The sequence below is a fragment of the Cupriavidus sp. H19C3 genome (assembly GCF_049393815.1).
GTDB lineage: Bacteria > Pseudomonadota > Gammaproteobacteria > Burkholderiales > Burkholderiaceae > Cupriavidus.
On the sequence record NZ_CP184986.1, the window covers coordinates 306989 to 328799 of the forward strand.

General features: G+C 63.7%; 10 protein-coding genes. 8 read left to right on the plus strand and 2 right to left on the minus strand.

The window, feature by feature from the left end:
* The first annotated feature begins 22 nt into the window (after nucleotides 1-22).
* From DFLDMN_RS20935 to DFLDMN_RS20965, 7 genes are read left to right on the plus strand one after another with little or no spacing between them, the layout of a single operon-like run.
* Nucleotides 23-1216, plus strand: a complete 1194-nt coding sequence (locus DFLDMN_RS20935) for a flagellar hook protein FlgE (protein WP_423199794.1) — start codon at nucleotides 23-25, stop codon at nucleotides 1214-1216.
* On the plus strand, nucleotides 1213-2127 hold the full coding sequence (locus DFLDMN_RS20940; protein ID WP_423199795.1) for a FliM/FliN family flagellar motor C-terminal domain-containing protein: 915 nt from the start codon (nucleotides 1213-1215) through the stop codon (nucleotides 2125-2127). Before DFLDMN_RS20935 ends, DFLDMN_RS20940 begins: the two co-directional genes overlap by 4 nt.
* 5 nt (nucleotides 2128-2132) lie before the next feature.
* On the plus strand, nucleotides 2133-2498 hold the full coding sequence (locus DFLDMN_RS20945) for a FliM/FliN family flagellar motor switch protein (RefSeq protein ID WP_423199796.1): 366 nt from the start codon (nucleotides 2133-2135) through the stop codon (nucleotides 2496-2498).
* 1 nt (nucleotide 2499) lies between these two features.
* Nucleotides 2500-2913 (plus strand): hypothetical protein, encoded by a 414-nt coding sequence (locus DFLDMN_RS20950; protein ID WP_423199797.1) that lies wholly within the window; start codon nucleotides 2500-2502, stop codon nucleotides 2911-2913.
* Nucleotides 2910-3935 (plus strand): flagellar type III secretion system pore protein FliP, encoded by a 1026-nt coding sequence (gene fliP / locus DFLDMN_RS20955; protein WP_423199798.1) that lies wholly within the window; start codon nucleotides 2910-2912, stop codon nucleotides 3933-3935. Before DFLDMN_RS20950 ends, fliP begins: the two co-directional genes overlap by 4 nt.
* A gap of 8 nt (nucleotides 3936-3943) precedes the next feature.
* Nucleotides 3944-4765 carry a sigma-70 family RNA polymerase sigma factor gene (locus tag DFLDMN_RS20960; protein ID WP_423199799.1) on the plus strand — a complete coding sequence of 274 codons (822 nt, stop codon included), beginning with the start codon at nucleotides 3944-3946 and terminating at the stop codon, nucleotides 4763-4765.
* A 28-nt stretch (nucleotides 4766-4793) separates the two neighbouring features.
* Nucleotides 4794-5996, plus strand: coding sequence for a tetratricopeptide repeat protein (locus DFLDMN_RS20965; RefSeq protein WP_423199800.1), 1203 nt, complete (start codon nucleotides 4794-4796; stop codon nucleotides 5994-5996).
* On the opposite strand, the gene DFLDMN_RS20970 is transcribed toward DFLDMN_RS20965, so the two are convergent.
* The gene (locus tag DFLDMN_RS20970; protein WP_423199801.1) at nucleotides 5985-6323 is read right to left on the minus strand and encodes a hypothetical protein; all 339 of its coding nucleotides are present in this window, start codon (nucleotides 6321-6323) and stop codon (nucleotides 5985-5987) included. The two genes, DFLDMN_RS20965 and DFLDMN_RS20970, sit on opposite strands and share 12 nt — an antisense overlap.
* Before the next feature lie 55 nt (nucleotides 6324-6378).
* Nucleotides 6379-6954 (minus strand): tetratricopeptide repeat protein, encoded by a 576-nt coding sequence (locus DFLDMN_RS20975; RefSeq protein WP_423199802.1) that lies wholly within the window; start codon nucleotides 6952-6954, stop codon nucleotides 6379-6381.
* Here DFLDMN_RS20975 and DFLDMN_RS20980 point away from each other — a divergent pair.
* Complete coding sequence (locus DFLDMN_RS20980; protein WP_423199803.1) at nucleotides 6949-21804, plus strand: LysM peptidoglycan-binding domain-containing protein; 14856 nt, start codon at nucleotides 6949-6951, stop codon at nucleotides 21802-21804. The two genes, DFLDMN_RS20975 and DFLDMN_RS20980, sit on opposite strands and share 6 nt — an antisense overlap.
* Nucleotides 21805-21811: the final 7 nt, after the last annotated feature.

The window sequence follows — 21811 nt, forward strand, 5'->3', positions numbered from 1 at the left end:
CGAAACGCCTCCGGAGCTGACGATGCTTGATTCGATCTATCTCGGCATGACTGGCCTGATGGGATATTCCCAGGCGCTGAAAGTCATTGCGGACAACACGGCCAACATGAACACCCCTGGCTTCAAGAGCTCGACGCTGCAGTTCGGCGACCTCGTCTATATGAACACGAACGCGCCGGGCAACGGTCTCTACGGCGCGCAACGTGGCCAGGGCTTCGGTCTCGCTACCTATGGCACCACACTCAACTTCAACACCGGGGAGTTGCGTAATACCGGCAATGCCCTCGATGTCGCGGTGGACGGACTCGGGATGTTCCTCGTTCAGGACGCGGACGGGAACATCCGGTACACCCGTGCCGGCCAGTTCGACTTCGACGATCAGGGCCTGCTGATCACGCGCACGGGCGGCTACAAGGTCCTGGGCATCGACAAGGATGGCGTGACGGGTGTCGTGTCGCTAGATGGCTATCGGACTTCGCCGGCACAGCCGACGAGCGGGATCTCGATGACCGGCAATCTGTCGAGCACGGCGACAGAGCAGACCGTCGGCAATATCAATGTGTTCGACGTCGCGGGTGTCCAGCACACGCTGTCGGCCAAGTTCACTAACGGCAGTGCGACGGTTCCCGGTAGCTGGACCGTGACCATCCTCGATGGCACGACCGAGGTCGCCAAGGCCACGCTGCTGTTCAAGGATGGCAAGCCCGACCCGGTGTCCGCCATTCTGACGTTCGCGTATACGCCGCCGGGCGAGTCGCCCATGTCGGTGGCGCTCGATTTCAGCAAGGACGTGACGTCGTTCGCATCGGGCAATCTTTCGACGCTAGCAGCCACGAAGCAGGATGGCGTGGCCGCCGGGACGCTCTCCAATATCACCTTCGACGAGGATGGCTTTGTCGCGCTCACGTACTCCAACGGCAAATCCGCGCGTGGCGACCAGTTGCTGCTGGGGCGTTTCGAGTCCAGCGATGCCGTCGAATCCGTTGGCAACAATCTGTTCCGCTCCACCGACGACAGGTTGTGGCACATCGGTGTCGCCAACAGCGAGGCGTTTGGTTCGATCAAGCCGACGAGCGTGGAGATTTCCAACGTCGACCTGTCTCAGCAGTTCAGTGAACTGGTGATCATGCAGCGTGGCTACCAGGCATCGTCGCAAGTCGTGTCCACCGCCAACGACATGATTCAGGAACTCTTCTCGATGAAGAGCCAGGCATGATGACAGAGCAGAGGCAGCGTCGCGCGGCGACAGGACCCGCGGCGCGCGCGTTGACGTGGTGGAGCGATGCGGAACTGGGCGCGTTGCGCGCGAGCCTGGAAGCGCGGCTGGGCGACTTCTCGCGGGACTGGGGGGTGGACGTCCGCCTATCCGCGCTCTCGAATGCCAGCGAGGCCGAGATGCCGGCTTCGATGCGCAGGCCCGAAGCATGGTGGCATGCCGCCGAGGTCGTTGCCGCGTGCAAGGGCGTCTGGCTTTCGAGCGCCGAGACGCCGCCGACCACCGTGGCACAAGCGCTGTTTGGCGGTACGCACACGGCGGCATCGCGAGCGCACCACGATGCCGAGCCGTCGCTTGCGGCCACGGTGGCAGCGGAAGCATTGCTGCGATTCTGCATCGCGCTGACCGGTGTTCCCGAGCATGGCGACGCGCTCGCGTCCGCAACCGGCTTTTCCGCTGCCCAGCAATTGCCGTGGTCTGGCGCCATTCGCTGCGTCATCACGCTCGAGGGCGTCACGCGTGCGATCGTGGGTTGCCATATCGAGCCAGAGCGCGCGCGGGGCTGGATTCCGCCGCGGCAGCCGGGGGCCCCGCGACCGGCTGCGCCGCTGACGCCGGTCATACATGCCATGCGTCGCCAGTCGCTGCGCCTGACGGCGCGTCTTGCCGATATCGAACTCGATCTCGGCGCACTACTGGCCTTGCAGCCGGGCGATGTCGTGACGACCGGACACGGGCTCGATCAGCCGGTGACGCTTTACCTCAATACCGAGCTCAGCCCCGAATCCGGAGTCGACCGTGCCGCCGGTCCCGCGCCATTGCTGTCGGGCCATCTCGGCGCGGTGCAGGCAACCAAGGCAATCCAGCTGCTGCCGCACGTCTCATCCAACACCACTACGCGTCAATCGTAAGCATCATGTCGACCCTTGCATCTTCGGAATCCACCACCAGCGTGGATTCACAATCTCCGGCCGTAGCCCAGCCGCTGTCCTATGAACCGCTCGCCGAGCTGAAACCCTCGACCGGCGCGTCCGCCATCGCTTCGACGAGCCCGCTGCTCGCGGTCAAGACGCGTCTGGAAGTATGCGTCGGCGAGACGCATACCACTGTCGGCGAACTGATGGCGGCACGGGAAGGGCATGTCCTGAAGCTCGATCGTCAGGTCGATCAGGCCGTGGATGTGCGGCTCGATGGAAAGGTCGTCGCGCGCGGCGTGTTGGTTGCCGTGGGCGACAGTTTCGCGGTGAGGCTGACCGAGCTACCGGCGCCGCTGATTGCGTGACATGTCGCAGCAAGAACGTTATCCGGCCGCGTCGGAAGCCGGCGTCAGCATGTCGGCTTCCGCCGTTGCCGCGCCCCTGCCGTTCCGGCAGGACGAAGACCTCGTCTCGGGTCCCGCGGGCATCTCGATCGCGCTACTACTGATCGCCGCGATCGTCGTGCTATGGATCGCGGGACGCCAGCGGCCGCGCGGCACGTGGCTCGACCGCATCGCGGGCAAGCGCGCACCGTCTGCCCCGATCGGCGCAGCCATCGAGTTGATGGCCCAGACACCTTTGAATGCGGGCGTCCGGCTGCATGTCATCCACTGGCAGGGACGTCGCGTATTGGCCGCGGTAAGCGCGGCCGGGCAGGTGACCGTGCTGGACAGATGTTCAGACAAGCCGGATGAGAATGGCGGAGGCACGGCGTCATGATCGTATCGTTCAGGCGGTGGCGCGGCTGGCTTCAGTCGATCGCGTCCTGCGTCATGATGTGTGCCGCGCTCGCGGCGGGGCAGGCGGCTGGCCAAAGCGTCTCGACTGCATCGGCGCCGCAGGCGGAGCCCAAGACGGTCGTCACGCTGCTCGACGACGACGACGGCGCGCCGCCCGACAACGGCGAAGCGGGCGGCCGTATCGCGATCGAGCGTGCCATACCGCCGGCGGATGCGGTAGACGGGCTGCGTGCCGCGCCGATATATCCATCGCCATCCATTGGCCTCGAGCGCCACGGCGAGCCCGCGTCCGCACGGTCTCCCAACCGGACCTCCACGGCGCCGGTGCGCGCGAGCGAGCCCGTACGCGCGCAGGATGTGCGGATCTCACCGGGCGAGACCTCGTTCGCGCTGCGCGCGGTCATCGGCCTCACGGTGCTCGCCGTTCTGCCGGCCATGCTGGTCTGCCTCACGGCGTTCCTGCGCATCATCATCGTGCTCTCCATGCTGCGTCATGCCATCGGCATGCCAGAGACGCCGCCCAATACCGCATTGATCGGACTGGCGTTGTTTCTGACGCTGTTCACGATGTCCCCGGTCTTGCAGACCGTCAATACCGAATCGATGCAGCCCTTCATGCAAGGGCGTATCACGATGGAGCAGGCCTATGTGCGGGCGAGCGGCCCGATGCGCGAGTTCATGGTGCGGCAGACTCGCGAGCAGGATCTGGCGCTGATGGTGGAGCTGTCCAAGACGAAGAAGCCGGAAACCATGGACGACATCAGCAACGTACAGCTGATTCCCGCGTTCATGCTATCGGAGCTGCGCGCGGCGTTCCAGATCGGCTTCGTGGTCTTTTTGCCGTTCCTGCTGATCGATCTGATCGTTTCGAGCATCCTCATGGCACTCGGCATGATGATGATGCCGCCGATGACCATTGCGTTGCCGCTCAAGATTCTGATGTTCATCCTGGTCGATGGGTGGAGTGTTCTGTTAAAGGCCCTCGTCGGCTCGTTCCATTGACGTTCGCCATGTCAGACGATTTCGACACCCAGGGCGACACCCGGGACGAGGACAATGACCCGCCATCCGCCGAGGCTTCGGCACGGGAGGCTGAAGCGGCGCTATGGCGCAGCTTTCGCGAGTGCGGCACGCAGGAGGACCGGGAGGCCTTGATTCGTCACTATCTGCCGTATGCACGAACGGTGGCCGCGACCTATTACCGCCGTCGCATCCACGACGAGATCGAGTTCGACGAGTATCTGCAGTTTGCAATGGTTGGCCTCGTGGAATCCGTGGACCGCTTCGCCGACGATCGCGGCGCACAGTTCAAGACGTTCGCGTCGCGGCGCATGCACGGCGCGATCCTGAATGGGCTGGAACGTCTGACGGAGAAGCAGCAGCAGATAGCATTGCGCATGCGGCTGCGTCAGGAGCGCATGAAGGAGATCAGGGCGGCGGCACGCACGGTCGCCGCGGAAGACGGGGACGCTCTCGCCGCGGACGAGCCATTTCGCTATCTGGCCGAAGTCGGCATAGGCGTGGCCCTGACCTTTCTGCTCGAAGGGACCGGCCTGGTCGAGCACGACTCGCTCGCCACCGCGCCCGCATCCCATTACTATGGCAGTCTCGAGTACAGACAGTTGCAGCAGCGGCTACGGCATTTCATCGGCACGCTGACCGCGCAGGAGCAGACCGTCATCCGCTCGCATTACCTGCAAGACGTTCCCTTTCAGGAGATCGGCACGATGCTGGGAGTGACGAAGGGACGTATCGCGCAGATCCACCGGGCCGCCCTCGACAAGCTGCGCCAATCGCTGAAGTCGCATCAATCATTGGACGTGGCGTGGTAGTGCCACAAGACAATCGGATCACCGACCCATGAACAAGGACACTAACGCCGTTGAACGTCTGACCCGGCTCGAGCAGTACCTGCGGGAAGACCCCAACAACCTGACGCTGCTCGAAGACGCGTTCCAGACTGCCTGTGCTGCTGGCGAATGGAACCGTGCACGCTTTCACCTGCGCCACGCATCGGCCCTAGGGGTATCCGGGCCCGCCGTGATGTTTCGCGAATGCCAGCTGGATCTGGCAACTCACCAATGGGCCGATGCGCAGCAGCGGCTACAGACGTTGCGCGGGATGGAGGGCCTGTCGCCCGAAGCGCTCGATGCGGTAGACCACGATCTCGCGTATACAGCATTCCGGCGCGGGGATCTGTCACGCGCGCGCGATCTTCTTGCGACCCGCATGACCGGCGCTTCCGCTTCGTCCCCGGCTGCTTTTCAGGTGCTCTGGCTACGCGTGTTGCATCACGCGGGCGACCTCGACAGCGCCGTGGCATGGGCGCGCGAACGTGCCGCCGCGCAGGCGCTGGCACCCGAGGCCGCGGGCGTGGCAAGTCTCGCGGCGCTCGATCAGGGCGACCTCGCTGTCGCGAAGCCATGGGCGATGGCCGCGCTGCAGGCGAATCGTTCGCAGATGGAGCCACTGGTGACGCTCGGCACGCTGGCCCTGGCCGAACAGGATCCGTCGCGCGCAGAAGCGCTGCTGCGCGACGCGCTGAGCGTGCATGGCGAAGACGGGCGTGCGTGGTCGGCGCTTGGATTCGTCCATCTGCTGACGCAGCGGCTGGACGATGCCTTGTTCGATTTCCATCGCGCAGTGCAGTTCATGCCGGGTCATGTGGGGACGTGGAATGGGCTGGGCTGGACCAATATCGTCCGGCGCGATATGGTCGCGGCGCAGCAGGCCTTTGAACGCGCGATCGCGCTGGACCGCAATTTTGGCGAAAGCCACGGCGGCCTCGCGGTGGCGTACGCGTTTCAGGGCAGGCGCGATGAGGCCGAGCAGGAAATCGCGCGCGCGGACGGCCTCGACAAAGCCAATCTGGCCAGCCATTACGCGAGGGCCGTACTGAACGGCGATGTGCGTGACGTGGAAACGATGCAGCGTCTCGCGGCACGATTGCTGGCGCGCCGCCAGGGGCCCACCGGCGAGCCGATGGCCGACTGGATTCAGGCAGCGACCACCAGCGTCATCGCCGGTAGCGCGGGCGAAAGTACGATCGGGTCAGACCAGTAAGCGGGCGGCTTCTTCCATGGCGGCGGCAACCTCCGGTTCCGCCTCCATTTGCCTGTGGACGTCTTCCACGAGTTGTTGAAAGCGCGCGTCGTTCATCAACGGCTCGCCGAACTCGGCCAGCAACACGGTTTCGAGAAAGACGCGAAACGCTCTGCGCCGGCGGTCCGGTGCATTGGGGTCGATGGCGGCCACCCGACGGGCCACGACGCTGGCCAGGTCCTGCTCGGTCGCCGCGTGCGGCGTGCCTTCCTTCTTCGTCGATTCCTTGCGCGACGTCAATCCACCCGCACGGCGGCCGCCCAGCGAGGCGACCTGCGCGCGAATCATGGCAGCCAGCCGGCTTGCCTGATCGATCTGTGTCATCGGCTGCCCACCTCCAGCTTCAATTGAGCGATCCGTAGTTCGACAACAGAACGTGGGTATCGGAGCCGTGTGCCTCGGTCGCCGCCGGCGCCGGTGTGGCGGGTGCGGGCTGCGTGCCAGCGACTTCACCCATGCGTTGCAGCACCATGCGGATGTCCGTATTCAACGGCGCATTCTCCGTGTTGGCGGCAATGCCAGCCTGAAACAGACGGGTGGCCTCCAGCATGTCGTCGCCAGCCAGCGCGGCGAAGCCCCTCGCGAAAAGCGATAGTGCATGCTGTTCGCCCAGCTCGGTCAACGGCTGCCATGTCAATAGCGCCACCGCGGCATTGCCGGACGTGAATTGCAGAAGTCCGAGCTGGAAGCGTGCGATATGCAGCCCGGGATCCGCCAACAGAGCGCGCGCAAAGGCGGCCTCCGCCTCCTCGTACCGCCCGGCCTGCGCCAGCTCGCCGGCCATCAGCAGATGCGCGACGGCCGCCCCGGGGGCCAGAGCGGTGACGCGTTCCAGCAGGCTCAGCGCGGTATCGGTGTCATTGCGCTGGCTGGCTGCGACGGCTTCGCGCAGCAGCGTATCGGGATCGTTGGCTTGCATCGGTTATCTCGCTTCCATCCCGGCCGGGGATCCGGCGCGGGCGGCGTTGGTCAAGGCGCCAGAACGGCTATCTCAAGTATATCCGCACCGAATCCGATTGGTTTAGCCGCCTCGTTCGGGCGGCGCGGGACGCTAAACGTTTGCCGAATCCTGTGGATGTACTGCTTCGAAGACTGTCGATGTTGCCGGGCGCTGCCTGGGTCGACTGCTCGTGAACCCACCATATACAGAGCCACGTACAACACCATGGTAGCGATCGTCAGCGGCAACAGCCTTGGTCTGAACCTCACGTCCCTCAACACGCTCGGACAACGAGGCGTGCTCGGCAACGCGGCGCAGGGGCGGAGCGGAGAACAGGCCTTCGTCAATATCGCCACGGGCAACCTGGTGCTCCAGGACCGCGACGACCGGCTCGTGGGCGTTGGAGGCGCAACCAGCCTGCTTCGAACCTATAACAGCCAGGGCCTGCTCAACGACGACAACGGTGACAACTGGTGGAGCGGCTTCGATACGAAGCTGGTCATCACTGGTACGCCGCAGACGGCCGGCAGCACCATCCTGCGTACCGACCGCGACGGATCGACCGCGCTCTACACCTACAACGCCCAGCTCAATCTGTACATCACGTCGGCCAACGGCGGGGCGAATGACGCGATCACCTACGACGCCGGCGCCGGCCGATATACGTGGGTCGACGGCGACACCGGGCGTCGCGACGTCTACGATGCGTCGGGCCGCATGCTGTCCAGCGCCGATATGGCGGGACATACGCTGACCTATACGTGGAGTCCACACGGCGTTGCCGCCATCGCCAACGAGAATGGCGAGTCGATGCAACTGGACTACGATGCCAGCGGCAACGTCATCACCGCGCGCAGCATGCTGCTGGTCAACGGGACGCTGAAGGCCGTCAGCGCCGTAACCTATGGCTATGACGCAAGCAACCGACTGACTTCCGTCACGGTCGACCTGACGCCAGATGACGCATCGGTTGCCGACGGCAACGTCTATCGCACGACCTACACTTACGACGGCACGAGCAATCGTATCGCCTCGGCGACGCAAAGCGACGGCACCAGCCTGAGCTTTACCTACGTGCAGGTAGCTGGCCAGTACCGCATCGCCACCATTATCGACGGTCTGGGCAAGGCCACGTCCTATAGCTACGACTTTGCCAACCGTCGTACCACGGTGACCGATCCGATGGGTCTGGTCTCGCGCTACACCTTCGACGCCGATGGCCAGTTGCTCGTGGTGGACGCCCCGGGTACTGGCGGCACGCGTCTGGTGACGACGTACGCCTACAACGCGCAGGGCCGGCTGGTCAGCGTGACGGACGCGGAAGGCCGCGCAGTCACCATGGAGTACGACGGCGCAGGCAATCTCTCGCTGCAGCGAGACAGCGCCGGGAATACCGTACGCAGCGTCTACGACGCGCAAAACCGGCTGATCGGCGAGACCGTCTACCTGGTGGCCGATCCCGACGGCGCCGGCACCGGGCAGCCGGGCGCACCGCAAACGACGCGTTATATCTACGATGCCGGCAGCAAGGGTCTGCTGCGCTTCGTCATCTCGCCGGAAGGCCGGGTCACCGAGTATCGCTACGATGCGGCCGGGAATCGCGTCCGCAGCATCGAATACACGGCGGGCACCTATAACGTGACGTCGCTGACCGAGACTTCGGTGGTGACCGAATCTCAGGGCGCCGCGTGGGCGGCCTCGCAGGACAAGCGGAAGGTCCTCCAGACGGACATGACCTACGACTTCCGCGGCCAGTTGCAGACGAGTGTTACCTATGCAACGGTCGATGCTTCGGGCAATGGCGTCACCACGGGTGCCGCCACGGTCCAGTATGTCTATGATCAGCATGGCTGGCTGCTCGAGACCATCTCCGGCACCGGGGCCGTCACGCAGTACAGCTACGACGGCCTCGGCCGTCTGGTGGCGACGCTCGATCCGGCCAATCAGCTGACCGCCACGCACTATGACGACGCCGGCAACAAGGTGTCGGTGCTGTCGGCCAATGGTCTGGTGACGACGAGCGTCTACGACAAGGCAGGGCAACTGGTCAGCGTATCGCAAGCCAATGCGTCGGCGCAGCAGCTTGGCCAGTCGACCTACCGTTACGATGCCGATGGCCGCCTGGTCATGACCCAGGATCCGACTGGCGTGCGTCGCTGGGTCCTGTATGACGATGCCGGCCGCAGAAGCGCCGAGATCGATGGCACCGGGACGCTGACCGAGTTCGTCTACAACAAGGCCGGTCAGCTGACTGAGACCATTGTCTATGCCACTGCAGTGGCGACGTCGCAACTCGTGGATGGGCAGGGTGCTCCGACCAATCCGTCGCTCGCAAGCATTCGTCCGGCGGCTTCCGCGCTAGACAACAAGTCTTGGCGCATCTATGACAGCGCCGGCCGGTTGTTCAAATCGATCGACGCCGCAGGCGCCGTGACGGAAACGCGTTACGACGGAGCATCGCGCGTGGTTGCCGTGGTCCGCTACGCCACGAAGATCGACACTTCGGCGCTGGGTGCCAATCCGGGCGTGGACAATGTGTCGCTGGCCACCTCTGGGGCCGATCGCGTCGTGCGCAATTTCTACGATGCCGATGGATTGCTGCGCGCCACGCTCGATGGTGAAGGCTACCTGTCGGAGTTGCGTTACAACGCGGCCGGACAATTGACCGATCGCATTACGTACGCAACGGCTACGGCCGTTTCGCTGCGCGCCGCCGGTACGCTGGCACAACTGCTGCCTGCCACGAACGCAAGCGACGCCCGCTCGATCTATCTGTACAACGGCAAGGGACAGCTTGTCGCGACGGTCGATGCGGAGAACTACCTCACTGAGAATACTTACGACGCCGCCGGCAATCTCACCAAGACGGTGCGATACCTCAACAAGGCGGTGGGCACCGTGACGTCCGCGTCGGATCTTGCTTCGATCCGTCCGGCAACCAACGCGGCGGACCAGACCACGCAGCGCACCTACGATCTGTTCAACCGGGTGCTGAGCGAGACCAATGCGGAAGGCACGGTCACGGCCTACACTTACGATGTGATGGGCAACCGCACCGCGACGGCGGTGGCGACCGGCACGACGGACCTGCGCACGTTCAATGTCCGGTACGACATCCAGGGCCGCGTGGCGGCCGAGCTGTCGGCCGAAGGCGCGTCGAAACTGGTGGCGGGGCAGACTCAGGCCCAGATCGATGCCGTCTGGGCGCAATATGCGACCACCTACACCTACGATGCGGCAGGCCGCCGCACCAGCAGCACGGACGCCAACGGCTTCCGTACGCTGTATTTCTACGATGCCGACAGCCGCTTGACCCATACCGTCAATGCGCTGGGTGAAGTCACCGAACAGCAGTACAACGCGCAAGGGCTGCTTTCCGCCTCGATCCGCTACGCCACGCGCATCAATCTGACCAATCTGACCGGCGCCAACGCGGGCGGCATTGCCAACAGCGCGCTGACGGTCGCCATCGACGCCGTTCGCAACGCGGCGCAGGACAGCAGGGTCAGCTATACCTATGCGGCGAACGGGGTCGCGGCGAGCATGACCGATGCAACCGGCAACCAGACCAGCTTCACCTACGATGCGTTCGGCGAGGAAATCTCGCGTACCAGCGCGCTGGGCGACGGGCGTACCGTCGTGCAGGAGACGGCCTACGACAATCGCGGGCTGGCGCTGCAGACGGTACTGGACCGTACTGGCCTGAATCAGATCAGCAGCGCGGTCTACGATGCGTTCGGTCGTCAGATCCGTTCGGTGGATCGCAACGGCAACGTCAGCGAAGTCAGCTACGACCGCCTCGGTCGTACGGTGTCGACGAAGGATCCGATGGGGGGAACGCGCGGCAGCTCGTACGACGCATTCGATCGCGTGCTGACGCAGACAGACGAGCTGGGCAACGTCACCAAATACGCGTATTCCGACAAGAACCGCACGGTGACGGTGACGCTGCCGGGCAACGTGGTGATGGTGACAACGCACAATCGATATGGCCAGACGCTGAAGATTACCGACGCGCGCGGATTCGATACGGTCTACAAGTACAACCCGAACGGTGCCCTGATCCAAACGGACACCAACCTTACGCAGACCAAGCAGTCGTACGATCGCGCCGGCCGTCTGATCAAGACGATCGATGGCAATGGCAACACGACCAACTACACCTACGATGCCGCGGGGCGCGTCCTCACGCAGCAGTTGGACCCGACCGGCGTCAATCTGACGACGACTTACACCTACGACGCGCAGGGAAACCGCCTGACCGTCAAGGATCCGCGCGGCACGATCACGAGCTACCAGTACGACCAGAAGGGTAAGGTACTCAAGCAGACCGTGGACGCGGGCGGCCTCAATCTGCAGACCACGTATGCCTACGACGCTGCCGGCCACGTGCTGACGATGACCACGCCAAACGGTGCGGTCACGGCGTACAGCTACGACAAAGCCGGTCGACGCGTGCGTGAGCGGGTGGACCCCGCGGGTCTGAATCTGATCACCACGTACACGTACGACAATAACGACAACGTGGTCTCGAGCGTCGATCCGCTCGGTCATGTCACGAGTTTTGTCTATGACGCGAACGGCCGCCTGGTTTACACCATCGCCGCCAATGGCACCGTGAAGCAGTCGGTGTACGACGCGGAGGGCCACGTCGTGCGCGCCGTGACCTACGCCACGCCGATTTCGCTGGTCAGCCTGCCGGCGACACCGACGCTTGCCGATATCTCGGCCAGGATTGCCGTCGCCTCAGCCACTGATGGCGTAACGTCGAGCGTGTTCGATGCGACCGGTCGCCTGCGCTTCACCGTGGACGGCACGGGCGCGGTGGTCGAGTACAAGTACGACCCCAATGGCAACGTGATCGAGCGCGTCGCGTACGCGAACCGCATCAATCTGGCCAGCTGGGATGGCAAGGCGACGCCGGTCGTGACGGCGGACGCCACGCACGACCTGCATACCCGCACGGTCTACGACGATATCAATCGACCGATCTACACGATCGACGCGAGCGGTATCGTCACCGGCACGACGTGGGATGAGTTGGGCAACGTCATCGAGAGGATCACGTACGCCACACCGGTACCTGCCAACACCGCGGCGACCGCGGCCGCGATCAAGGCCGCCGTCGCGCTGGTGGCCAATGCCGCGAAGGACGCGCACGTTCGCACCGAATACGATGGCGCGAATCGCCCGATCTGGACGGTGGACGGCGTGGGTGCCGTCACGCAGTTCATCTACGACAAGGCCGGGAACCTCATTCGCTCGGTTCGCTACGCCAGGCCGATTGCGCCGGGCGCCGCCTTCAGCACGGTCGTCGCCGGCGCTGGCGACGTCGTCACGTCGTATGCGTACGACGCCGCCAACCGGCAGATCTTCCAGGTCGACGCACTCGGCGGCGTGACCGAGCGCAGCTACGACGCCAACGGCAACGTGACGGTTAGCACGCGCTACGCCACGGCACTCACCGGAACTGCCCTGACCCAGGCGCTGGCCAATCCGACGCTGACGGCGATCCGCGCGGCGATTCAGCCCGCCAGTGCGGACCGCGTGGAACGCTATGGGTATGACGTGGCCAACCGCGCCGTCATCGCCATCAATGCGCAGGACGTCGCCACCGAGAACGTCTACGACGCGGCCGGCAATGTCGTCTCGGTCCATATTTACGCCAGGCCAGTCGACGTCAGCGGCCTCACGGCCAACTCGACGCTCGACACGCTGCGCGCCAGGCTGGTCAGCAACACGGCGCAGGACCGTATTGAACGTCGCGCCTATGACGCGGCCAACCGGATGATCTATTCGGTCGACGCCATGGGTTACGTCAGGAAGACCGACTACGACGGCATCGGTCACGTGGTGAAGACCACGCAGTACGGGCTGGCCATTCTGTCGACCGTCGCGGGCACTGCCGATGCGATCGGTGCGGCGGTCGTGGCTACCCCCACGATGGATCAGGTCAATACGTTCTCGTACGATGCGGCAGGGAATCTGGTCGCCAGCACCGATCCGCTGGGCGCTACCGAACGCTATACGTACAACGGCCTCGGTGAAAAGCTTACCTATACCAATAAGCTCGGCAATGTCTGGTCGTACGACTATGACGCCAGCGGTCGCCTGATTCAGGAGTCTTCACCTCAGGTGCTGTTGACCGGCGTGGCGCCGAACGGTGCCAACGGTAGCCTCACGCTGTCCCAGAATACGTATGGGTCGATTGTTACGCGCAACCAGTACGATGCGCTTGGCAATCTCACGGCGCGCACCGAAGCGGCCGGTCGCACGGAAGAGCGAACGACGCGCTACGAATACGATGCGCTGGGTCGCCAGATCAAGACCATCTTCCCGCCGGTGGGTGTCTACAGCGAAACGCTCGATAGCGTTGCGGCCAATGGGCAGAATGACGTCGCCACGCGTGGGGACACGGTGCGCGTCCTGTCCACCGAAACCTGGTACGACACGCTGGGCAACGCGGTGGGCGGCAGGGATGTGGCCGGCAATACAAGCGCGAAGGTCTACGACGCGCTTGGCAGGGTTCTGTACGACCTCGATGCCGAAGGTTATGTCACGGGCTACACGCGCAACGCCTTTGGCGACGTCACGCGTCTGGTGCGTTACGCCACGCGAACCGGTCTCTCGAGTACGCCCTTCAGCGGCGCGTCCGGAGCGCCGACACGCGCCACCATCGAGGCGGCCATCAACGCCGCGGGCATCGATCATAGTCTGGACCGCCAGATCACCTCGAGCTATGACCGGCTGGGTCGTACCGTCGAGGTGGTGGAGCCGCAGGCGCTGGTCTACGACTCCAGCGCGGCGGCGGGCAGCCAGTACTTCAATGCCGGCAAGACCACGCGTACCACGTACGATGCCTTCGGCAACATCGTGCAGGTGAGCCAGTTGCGTAACGCCGTGACCAATTCCTGGACCACGACTACCAACTACTACGACCTCAACGGCAAGCAGTCGGCAACCGTCGACGCACTGGGGTACCTCACGACGCGGAATTTCGACGCCGCTGGCAATATGACGGCGCTCACCGAGTACGCAACGGCGCTTGCCGCCGGCAAGTGGTCGGTATCGAGCTACGATACGCCTGTCAGTTCGGCGGATGACCGCACGACGACCTATGTCTTCGACCGCGCCAATCGCAAGACCAGCGAGACGCGGCTCCAAGTCGAATATAGCACTTCGTCCAACGGTGGCAGCACGCGCGGCAGCCTCACGACCTATTTCACCTACGACGCGGTCGGCAATCAGACCAGCATGCAAGACGCGCTCGGTGCCACCACTTATAACTATTACGACGCGCTCGGCCGCGTGCGGGCGATCGCGACTCCCACGCGCAACAGCACCAGTACCGGGGGTGCGCTGACGCCGTTGACCGAGTACTGGCGCGATGCTTACGGCAATGTGGTGCTGCAAGCCGATTACATCGGCGGCGCGACGTCCGCGACCGTCAACAGCTACACGGTGACTAGTGTCGCCGGCGATCGTTACGCGTTCACGCAATACGACGTGCATGGGCACGCCACGCAGACGACCGACGCCGCCGGCGTGAGCCGGTACACCTCCTACAACGAGCGTGGACAGGTAGCCAAGGCGTGGCAGGGCGTGACGGGCAATGACAATGTCACCCACACGCAGTTTGAGGTATATCAATACGACAAGCTGGGCCAGCTGACCCATACGGTCGATCCGGCTTCCACGACGGTGCTGCAGGGCGGCCTGAATGTCAGCGCAAGCGGTTCGTCGGACCGCGTGATCGATCTGGTCGGCAAGATCGGCCTCTACGGCACGAACCAGGTCAATCTGACGTGGTCGTCGCTGATCAATGCACAGGGCGGACTGGTGCGCGTACAGGTTGACTACATCACCGCGGACACGCGTTATTCGCTCGGCGTGGACGAGGATGGACAGTCGATCGGTACCGGTGGCGTGGCCGCGCATGCCGCCAGCCGGACGATGGACTTCAACGGTGCGCAGGTCGCGAGTGGGGCCAGCCTTGCGTGGACCGACAATGGCACCGACGACGGCGGTCTCTCGTCGCTGACCTACATCCGAGTGTGGCAGCTCGAGGGTGGCCAATGGGTCAGCAAGTGGGAGGGCAGCCCCGCGCAGGCCGCCGGCTCGGGGATGGCCACGGTTTCGCAGGCACAGGCCGGTCTGACCGATACAGCGCTGGAATACAACGCATTCGGCGAGGTCGTTCGCAAAGGCGTGAACGGTGGACGTCAGGAGTACTTCGACTACGATAATGCCGGGCATCTGTGGCGCACCAACAATGGCGACGGCACGGATCGCGTCACGCTGTTCGACGTCAATGGCAACGCCACCGCGGACATTCGCAGCGCCGGCAATGGCCGCGGCAACGTCAACATCGCTGCAGTGGGAAGCTCCGATGTCGCGCGCTCGCTGACGGACGTCCGTCGCACCGACACACAGTACGACGCACTGGGTCGCCAGATCGCGCAATCGGGTCCGGAGCGGCTGCAGACACAGGGTGGCGTGGCCACCAATGCGATGATGCTGTCGACCACGATCCAGTCCGCCACGGCATCCACGGATGAATCGGCCTATGCCGTATGGGCGGGTACCAACCAGATCAACCTGGCATGGTCGGGGTTGCAGAATCTGGGCGGCGGGCAGGTGCTCGTGCAGGTCGACTACGTTACCGCTTCCTATCGCTACACGACGAGCCGGGACGAGAGCGCCAACGAAAGCGGTGACGATCCGCTCGCAGTGACCGTGCCCGGCACCGCCGCGACGCGGTCGCAGATCCTCACGGCCGAGCAGGGTGCCTACGGCGCAACATTCGCGTGGCAGGATGGCCCCGGCGGCGCCGGTGGCGTCGGCAAGGTAACGAGCGTTCGAGTCTACAAGCAGAACTCGCAGGGCGAGTGGATCCTAATCCAGAACCAGGCCGCCAACGGTGTGGGCGGCAATGCTATCGAGGTGCAGGCACCGGCCGACCCGATGGAGCAGGTGTATCTGCAGCTCGCTCCGGCGGACGGCAGCGGCTCGTGGGGTAGCGCGCTTCCGATGCAGAAGTTCGGTCAGACGCTGCGCTATGACGCCAATGGCCTGCCGCCGGGCAGCTACCGCTATCAGGTGATCACGGTCAGCCGTGACGGCGTGACCCATATTTCCGGCACGGGCAACATCAGCATCGCCTCGCCGGCACTGCAGACGGTTGGCACGCCGCTGGCTATGAACGTGGCTGGCGCTGGCGTGCTGTCGTGGCAGAGTCCGGGTGACGGCATCGTGCAGACCATCCGTTACCGTCCGGCAGGCGGTGGTGGCTGGCAGACCATGACCGCCACGCCGCGGGGGAATGGTTTGTACGGCGTGGATACCTCCGCGCTGGGCGCCGGAACGTACGAATTCGAACTGCTGTGGACGCAGGACGGCTACACCAGCCCGTATGCGCATGCCACCGGGCAGTTCGTGAAGATCGCGGAGATTCCTGGCTACTGGGTACCGCAGGTCAACTACCCGCCGATCAATGTCAGCCTGATCGACGGCACGGTGGGGACGCAGCCGGTGTCCGACAATGCTGGCTACCTGACCTATCCGATCGATGAGGATGGCAACGTCATCAATGGTCACGCGGCGAAACTGCTGAGCTGGCCGCTTATCGCCGGCGCGCTGCAGTTCATGTATCGCCCGCAGGGCAGCAGTACGTGGTCGACGCTGCAGATATACTCGGGCTGGGCCGACGAAGCCGGCAACCAGGCCATGCAGTTTGTCGATGTGTCGGGTCTTTCCGTGGGCACGTACGAGTACCAGCTCGTACAGACCGACCAATCGGGCAATCGCATTGCCCAGGGCCTTGGCACGATCACGTTCAACGCCCAGGGTCCGGGTCACTACGAGATGCAGAACGTGCAGGTGCAGGTTCCGGTGACAGCATATCCGCCGGATCCTTCGCTGTACGTCACCGGCGCGACGAAGGCGAAGTACGCCTATCCAGTCGTCATCGGCACCGACGAGGCAGGCAATCAGATCCTGAACGAGCACTACGCCTGGCAGGGCAATATCGTCGTGTCGGTTCCATACGGTCAGTACCAGATCGTGGACTGGGCAACCGAGGCGTACACGGTTCAGGTGCCGACGCAAGGTCCGCCGGTCATGACGACTGACGAGTCGGGCAACCCCGTTCCCGCCCGCGATGAGAACGGCAACATCATCTACACCACGGTGTGGGTCAACGAGACGCGCTATCGCACCGTTCCGGTATACGGCTGGGTGACGATCTATCCGGCCGATCCGAATGCCTACATGACCGCGGCGCCCAGGACGACCTATGGCTACCCGGTGGTGATCTTCACCGATGAGAGCGGAAATCAGACGCTCGGCGAGCACTATGCATGGCAAGGCAACGTTGCTGTGGCGGTGCCCTATACGGTCTACCAGTGGCAGACGCAGCAGCAGCAAGTCTGGGTGCCAGGCACGACGGCGCCGCCCACGATGCAGTCGACCACGCCGCCCTATACGCCGGGCTACGCTGTCAGCGCGATTCCGGCGCAATACAGCGTCGGTGTCTCGACCAGTTCGAGCAGTGCGATCAGCCTGAGCGCCAGCGAGGCTGGCGCGACGCTAAGCCAGGCGATCATCACCAATGGCGATGCCTATTGGGCGCGGCCGAACGTTCAGCAGAAGCTCGACCGCTGGGGCAATGTGCTGGAGATCTCCGATCCGCGCTCGCCGTACTGGAAGACGACGTACCGCTACAACGCCAACAATCAGGTCATCGAGGAGCGCAAACCGGATGCGGATGGCAACCAGAGCGGCCTGAGCCCCGTCACGCGCCACACCTATGACGCACTAGGCCGTGAAGTGTCGGTGACCGACGCCAACGGTCATGTCAATGGCAAGACTTACGATGCGGCGGGCAACGTCACGGCCGAACTCCACGCCGATGGCGGCGCCGTCAACTATCGCTACGACGCATTCGGAGCCAAGATCCTGATGGTCGATGCGATGGGCAAGGCCACGCGTTATGGCTATGACGGCGCGAACCGTCTGGTGACCGTTGCGCACGCGCTCGTGGAAGTCACGTACATTGGCGCCGGTTATTCGCTGCAGAGTGCCGGCTGGCAGAACGTGAGCGAGACCTATGCCTACGATCAGGCCGGCCGACTGCTTCGCCAGTCGAACGGCGCGGGCGAGATCACGCGCTACAGCTATGATATGCGCGGCAATCTGCTGACGACCACGCAGCCGATGGGGCAGGTGACCAGCGCAGCCTATGACGCGCTGAATAACAAGATCGCGGAGGTCGACCCGAACAGCATGGCGTCCAAGTGGACCTATGACTATTTTGGCAAGGTAATGAGCCGCACCGACATCGGTGGCGCGGTTTATACCTATACGTACGACAACGCGCGCCAGTTGGTGGCGCAGCAAAACACGCGCGGTCAGTCGCTGAGCTATTACTACGACGCCGCCGGGCAGGTCACGCAGGTCAACGACAACGCGATCGGTCAGGTCACGACTTACGCCTACGATCTGGCGGGCAACCGCGTGCGCGAGAAGACGACGCAGGGCGGCGTCGTGTATCAGGACAACTTCCTCGCATACGACGCGCTGAACCGTTTGCGTGACGTGGCCGACGGGCAGGTTCACATCTCGTTCCAGTACGACGCGGCGGGCAACCGTACCTATATCGAGCAACATTCGGTGGATGGCAGTAATCGCGCGGACACCGGCCGGTTCTTCCAGTACGACGCGATGAACCGCCAGATCGTGGTCGATGGGGTGGACGCCTATGGCAATCTCGGTACGCAGGGCCATGCGATCACCTATGACCTGAATGGCAATCGCGTCAGCGACACGTACTACGGCAACAAGGTGGTCACGGCTGGCGGCGAGACGATCATCGTCGGGTATCAGGAGTCCGGCGAGGCGATCTACAGCACGACTCCGGCCTCGTTCGTCCGCACGCAAGGCATGGTTCAGGAGGTATACCGCTATGACGATCTGGACCGCCTGACCAGTGTGGTGCGCGATGGCGTGCAGATCGACCATCGCTACTACGATGGCGCGGGCCGGGTCACGGTGGCCGGTGCGAGCAACCTGCCGGTGGACTATGTCACGAAGCTCAACGAGGGCGTACCGCAGGACCAGACCAACGGCATGGAGTTGCGCGTCAACCAGTACGACGCCAACGGCCGCCTGCAGCATCAGCGCACGCTCAAGAGCAATGGCGCGCTGAAGTCCGACGTCAACTACGACAGCTACGATGCCGCGGGGAACGTGCTGCAGTACTCGATGACGGACTACGACGGTGGTTATACGAACACGTATCGCTACGCGATGCAGCGCTTCGACGGGTACAAGGAGGGTTCGGTCACCGGCACCAGCACGAAGTTCGACCCAGGCACGACGACCAGCAGCTACGACGTCAACGGCAACCTGATCTCGGTCAGCGACTCGACCAAGCCGGCGAACAATCGCACCTTCGTGAACGACCTGGAAGGCCACGTGCTGTACGTGAACCAGGGCGGCAACGTGAACCGCGAGCTTGTGGTGAACGGCGAGGTGATTGGCCAGCACGGCGTGGGGCTGAACCCGGTGAATCCGAAGGATGGTCAGGGCAACCCGAACTTCTCGTACCGGGCGGACTTCGACTTCGGGTACCAGTCGATCGTGGCGAACTACCCGAACGCGGCGCCGGGCAGCTACACGGTGCAGAACGGGGATTCGCTGCAGAGCATCGCGCGCAGCGCGTATGGTGACTCCGCGCTGTGGTACCGCATTGCGGAAGCCAACGGCCTGAGCTCGGACCGTGACCTGCGGGTGGGCCAGACGCTGAACATCCCGAACAAGGTAACGGGAGTTCACAACGACGGTGGGGTGTTCAAGCCGTACGACCCGAGCAAGATCGTCGGGGATACGACGCCGAACCTACCGATGCCTGCGGCGAAGGGTGGCTGCGGCATCATCGGCGCCGTTGTGATGGTTATCGTCGCAGTGGTCGTCAGCGTACTTACATACGGTGCGGCTGCGCCATACATGGGCACGCTGGTGGCTGGCGCAGTTGCAGGTGCTGCGGGTTCGATTGCCTCGCAGGTCGTAGGGAACGTCATTGGCGCGCAGAAAGGGTTCGATTTCAAGGCGGTGGCGCTGGCTGCAGTAGGCGGTGCGGTAGCGGGCGGCTTGTCGAACCTGGCGGTCGATACTTTGGGACAGGTGGGCAGTGCTGTCCTGCGTGGAGCGTCGGCGAGTACCTTGACCCAAGGCATTGGGGTTGTCACTGGCCTGCAGCAGAAGTTTGATTGGAGAGGGGTAGCCGCCTCGGCCGCAGCAGCTGGCGTGAGCGCGGAAGTCTCTTCCCGCCTTTCGAAGAGCGAGGGATTTGCCGACGCCTTTGGAAGCAATTCTGGGAGGGCGGCCCAGATCATCTCTGGAGCGGCTTCGGGCATCACATCGCAAGTGGTACGTGGTGGCCGGATTCATGCAGCCCTCATTGCAGCGGATGTATTTGGCAATGCGCTGGGTAGCGCATTGGCGAGCCAAAATTCGAGCGTGGGCCTGAGCCCCGGCGAGCAGAAGCTCGCGCAGGCCCAGGGCAACGTGATGAGCTTCGGCAGCGTCTACGGCATGGCCGATGCACCGAGCTATCTGGATGGCACGCAAACATCCGGGATCTTCGCTGGGGCGACCTCGCCCGTAGCGAATACTCCCGCAGTTAGCGCAATTGCCGACGCTGTTCCGGGCTCCGAAAGCTTCCACCAAGCTGAAATTGCGCGCATGCAGCAGGCGGCAGGCAACGAGCGCGCGGCGATCGCACGTGGGGACTTTGAGATCGCATCTGGGCTGAACATTGAGATCATTGGGGTTGGCAACCGTTCTGCTGCGCCAAGCAATGGTTTGGAAGTGCCGCCGGGCTTTTTTGCGCAGCGCTACGGGATGGCGACGACCATGATGGTGGATCCCTCGCTATCGCTGGGCCAGCGGGCCGGTGCGCTAGGGTTGGCGACAGCTATCGCCCCGATGATGCTGCTCGAAGAAGGGGGGCGAGGGATGATGAACATCCCATCGGATCTTGTGAGCGGCATGCAGTATCTGGATCGGTCGTCGAAGGCTGGTACGGTTGGGGAGTCACTCCGCAATGTCGATATGGCGGCGGGGCGTTTCCTTGCGGCGGGGCTGAATGTGGCCGGAGCCGGGCCTGCGGTGAAAGCAGCAGCGATTGAGCTGAGAGGAGTATATGACGCGGTGGCACCGCGTGTAGGTGAAGCGATTAAGGCTGGTGCCGAAGCATTGGCTCCAACCGTTGATGCGCTGGCCGGTCGCTACCCGGCAGTGTTTGGGCCGAGATTTGGTGCCGGCGAGGGCCAAACGACTGGTGGCGTTGCCAGCACAAAGAGCCTCGCGCCAGAGTTCGTTTCCGGCATCACCGAGGCTGATATCTTGTCTATCGCTAAGGGTGAACGTCCAGACCCTTCCACGTATCTCACGCAGGCCTATCAGGACGCTCATGCCGCGCTCTTCCAAGATGGGGCGGTGCGCATCCAACCTACCGCACCTACTGGCACCATTGGGAGAACAGAAACTTGGGTCTTCCCTAAGTCGCTGGCCGATGACGCCATAGCCACTGCCCAAGGCAATGTCCGCGTACTTGAAAAAATGCTAGGACTGGATGAGGGATATCTTGGAAGCGCCCCGGTCCGGGTTGATATTCCCAATCCTTCTGGATATAGAATTCCGACGGGGAATGAATTTGGAGCGAGCTCGTACTGGCGTCCGGGTGGGCGTACTTGGCCGGGAGGTCTACCGGAGGCGGTTATCAACCCGGTATCACCAGAAAGGTATGTTGTTTCTTCCGTTTTTTGAGGGCTGA